Below are 3,701 nucleotides of genomic sequence, written 5' to 3'. Positions count from 1 at the left end.
CTATGCGAATCGCTCCGACCAGGTTCCGGACTGCGTCCGGCTCACGCCTGAAAACGTCCGCACCCTGAACTGGCTGCCGCCGAGCTGCGGCTACAAGCTGGTGGCCGAGGGCCGCGATCTCTATTGGTGGCACCCGCTGATTTCGGGCGATCCCAACACCGTGCACGAAGCCGGCGTCTCCGTGCGCGGGCGGGTGCAGGGAACCGAGAACGAGATCGCCGATGCCGACCTCGAGGACCACATCGTGCAATGGCCGGCGCTGTTGCCGAAGCGGGCCCGGCTGAAGAAGCGGCCGCAATCCTAATTGTGCAGGATAGATCGGCCGCGCGATTGCGATTGTCGCTTCGCGGGATGCACCCATGCGCGCAACCCGCTGCCGCAGCCGCGATTTTCCCCGTACATTAGCCCATATAGCGATTCCGCGCGGCCCGCCGCGCCCCGATCACACACGGCCGCATGAACAAGTTCGAACGGCAGGGCCATCACCCGGCTGACATCAAGACATTGCCCGAGACCACCGCCGGCGATCCCACGCCATTGCCGGGGGAGGTCATCGAACTCACCGATGCGCCGCCGATCGCGCCGCAGGTGCCGCTGACGCCAAGCGAAGTCCGCACCATCCTGATGAGCCTGCTGCTGACGATGTTTCTGGCCGCGCTGGACCAGACCATCGTCGCCACCGCGCTGCCGACCATCGGCCGCCAGTTCAACGATGTCTCCAGCCTGTCCTGGGTGATCTCGGCCTATCTGCTGGCATCGACCGCGGTGGCGCCGGTATTCGGCACGCTCAGCGACATCTACGGTCGCCGCGCCATGATCATCGTATCCCTCAGCCTGTTCGTCGCGGGCTCGGTGCTGTGCGCGCTGGCGCCGAACATGCCGGTGCTGATTCTGGCGCGCGGCCTGCAGGGGCTCGGCGGCGGCGGCATCATGCCGATCGTGCAGACCGTGATTTCCGACGTGGTGAGCCCGCGCGAACGCGGCCAGTATCAGGCCTATTTCAGCGGCGTATGGGTGGTCGGCGGCATCGGCGGGCCGATCCTCGGCGGCGTGTTCGCCGAGCACCTGCACTGGTCAATGATTTTCTGGATCAACGTGCCGCTGGCACTCGGCGCGCTGGCGCTGCTGCTGCCGAAGATGGGCAAGATCCCGGTGTTTCACCGCAGGCGCAAGGTCGACTGGCTCGGCGGCGTGCTGCTGATGGCTTCCGCCGTCGTGATCATGCTGGTGCTGACCTGGGGCGGCAACCGCTATCTCTGGATGTCGCCTGTCATCATGGCGATGATCGGCGCCTCCGTCGCGCTCGCGTTCGCGTTCGTGTGGCATGCCCGCAATGCCGACGAGCCTTTCCTGCCGCTGCCGCTGATGGGTGGCACGGTGGTGCCCTATGCGATGGCGGCCGGCAGCTGCGCGATGGGCGCGATGCTGGGGCTGACCGTGCATCTGCCGCTGTATTACGAGGTGGTCTATCATCTCAGCGCCAGCGAGGCTGGCTTGGCGCTGATTCCGCTGGCGGCGGTTTCGACCGTCGGCGCCGCGATCGCGGGCAAGACCATGGCCCGCGCCAAACATTACAAGCGGGTGGCCATCGTCGGCACCGGATGCGCGGTGCTGGCGGGAGCCGTGCTCACGCTGGTGCCGATGCCGCTATGGGGCCTGCTGGCGCTGCTGTCGGTGTACGCGCTCGGGCTCGGCACGGTGTTTCCGGTCAGTGTGGTGTCGGTGCAGAATTCGGTGATGCGGTTCCAGGTCGGTACCGCCACCGGCGCGATGAATTTCTTTCGCGCGCTGATGGCGTCTTTCATGGTGGCCGCATTCAGCGCGATCCTGCTGATGGCGCTCGGCGCCGACATCTCGCTCGTCGGCTCTCTTGGCGGCGAGCATCGCGGTCCGGTGAATTCGATTGCCGCCGCCGACATGGTCACGGCGTTCCGTTACGTGTTCGGCGCCGCCACGGCACTGATCGCCACCTCATTGCTGTGCATGATCCTGATGGAAGAAAAGCCGCTGGCCGGCCCGGCCACGATCCCGGCCGACCTGGCAGAGTAGGATTGGCGGAGTAGGGCGCTCACGCGCCGGCACCCGGTCGGCGCGTGCCATAGCGGCTATCTATCGGCGGGCAATTCATTTAACAGCGGCCGCAATCAGACATGGAACCCGACAGGAGCTCGTCATGAGCAAAGCGACTATTGAGCAGACCAAGATGGGCACCGAAGGCATCGCTTTTTGCATCGCGCGGACCCTTATCGAACGCGATCCCTCGCTGAAGGCGCCGATGCGCGCCAATTTGCGCAAGATGTGGGAATTGCTGGAGGAGCGCGAGGATCACGCCGCCGCCGACATGGTGGACAGCATGATCAAGGCGCTCAACGATCCCGCATTTTTCAAGCCGTAACCGTCCCTTTGGCGGTGTACGCAGGGCCGAGACAAAAAACGCGAAAACAACCCCATGCACAGTAAGAGGCCCGACCTGCAGCACGCTCCTGATCTCAGCCTGACTTTCCTTATAAGGTATTGATATAACACATATATTTCTGAATATTCTGGTGTATGGGAATTATTTCGCCGCCGCGGGAACCTTTTGCCCCGGCGCGCGTATCCCTCAGCCCTGATAGCGCTCGAAAGGGGGCCGATGGCCGTGTCACGGCCGGATGGGCTCGAATAGTCGCGATTCTGGTTGTCACGGCAGAAACAGCTTTCATGGCCGTGATACTTATCGTTGAAGATGATGGCTTTCTCCGCGACGACGCGGAGACGATGATCCAGGACCTCGGTCACGATATCCTTTCGGCCAGCGACGTCGATGAGGCGCTCTTGCTGCTGCGTTCGCCCCGACGGATCGATGCGCTGTTTACGGATATCTACCTCAAGCGCGCCGTTCTTGGCGGCTACGAGATTGCCGATCAGGCCATCAAGCTACGGCTGAATTTGCCGGTGCTCTATACCACCGGCACGACCATCGACGACAAGATGAAGACGATGTTTGTTGACGGCGCGCACTTCCTGCAGAAGCCGTACACCCGATTTCAACTGCAAAACTCGGTTGAAATACTGCTCGCACCGTTAGCTTTGAGTCCTGCGCAATTGATCCGCTGAGCGGGGCAAGCATGCATAATCGGGAGAAGTACCTTGACCCTTGGAGACGACGGGACGAGGGCATGCATCGGCGTCTCCGAGAGCACTGGAGACGCGGTGCCGAAACAGGCTGAAGACGTCCTGCTGAAGGCGGGCGCGCTGCAGAGCGCGATCTTCAACAGCGCCAATTTCTCCAGCATCGCCACCGACGCCAAGGGCGTCATTCAGATCTTCAACGTCGGCGCCGAGCGGATGCTGGGTTTCACGGCCGCGGAAGTGACGAACAAGATCACGCCGGCCGACATTTCCGATCCGCCGGAGCTGATCGCGCGCGCCAAAGCGCTCAGCGTCGAGTTCGCGACCCCGATCACGCCGGGATTCGAAGCGCTGGTGTTCAAGGCCTCGCGCGGCATCGAGGACATCTACGAGCTGACCTATATCCGCAAGGATGGCAGCCGGTTCGGGGCCGTGGTGTCGGTCACGGCGCTGCGCGATGCGCAGGATGTCATTATCGGCTTTCTCCTGATCGGCACCGACAACACCGCGCGCCAGAAGGCCGAAGAGGCGCTGCTCAAGGCGGGCGCGCTGCAGAGTGCGATTTTCAACAGCGCCAATTTCTCCAGCAT

General features: G+C 63.1%; 4 protein-coding genes and 1 pseudogene. All 5 read left to right on the top strand.

Annotated elements, in window-relative coordinates; translation table 11 throughout:
• A pseudogene (locus tag Q7T45_RS27025) lies at positions 1-304 on the top strand (YcgN family cysteine cluster protein); the annotation flags it as partial.
• A gap of 152 nt (positions 305-456) precedes the next feature.
• Positions 457-2,049, top strand: a complete 1,593-nt coding sequence (locus Q7T45_RS27020; RefSeq protein WP_304875069.1) for an MFS transporter — start codon at positions 457-459, stop codon at positions 2,047-2,049.
• Positions 2,050-2,173: 124 nt separating this feature from the next.
• Positions 2,174-2,395, top strand: a complete 222-nt coding sequence (locus tag Q7T45_RS27015; RefSeq protein ID WP_304875068.1) for a hypothetical protein — start codon at positions 2,174-2,176, stop codon at positions 2,393-2,395.
• A 305-nt stretch (positions 2,396-2,700) separates the two neighbouring features.
• Entirely contained in the window at positions 2,701-3,096 is a 396-nt protein-coding gene (locus tag Q7T45_RS27010) for a response regulator (RefSeq protein ID WP_304875066.1), read from the top strand.
• A 33-nt stretch (positions 3,097-3,129) separates the two neighbouring features.
• The coding region (locus tag Q7T45_RS27005) for a PAS domain-containing protein (protein ID WP_304875064.1) at positions 3,130-3,701 on the top strand (572 nt) is incomplete at its 3' end.

Origin of the sequence: Bradyrhizobium sp., assembly GCF_030646015.1 — a bacterium.
GTDB lineage: Bacteria > Pseudomonadota > Alphaproteobacteria > Rhizobiales > Xanthobacteraceae > Bradyrhizobium.
Note: the sequence above shows the minus strand (reverse complement) of the source record. Positions and strands in the feature narration are given on the sequence as shown.

Excerpts from the sequence above, each read along its gene's own strand:
- Q7T45_RS27020 (WP_304875069.1), top strand. The coding sequence starts at position 457 with ATGAACAAGTTCGAACGGCAGGGCCATCACCCGGCTGACATCAAGACA.
- Q7T45_RS27015 (WP_304875068.1), top strand. The coding sequence starts at position 2,174 with ATGAGCAAAGCGACTATTGAGCAGACCAAGATGGGCACCGAAGGCATC.
- Q7T45_RS27010 (WP_304875066.1), top strand. The coding sequence starts at position 2,701 with ATGGCCGTGATACTTATCGTTGAAGATGATGGCTTTCTCCGCGACGAC.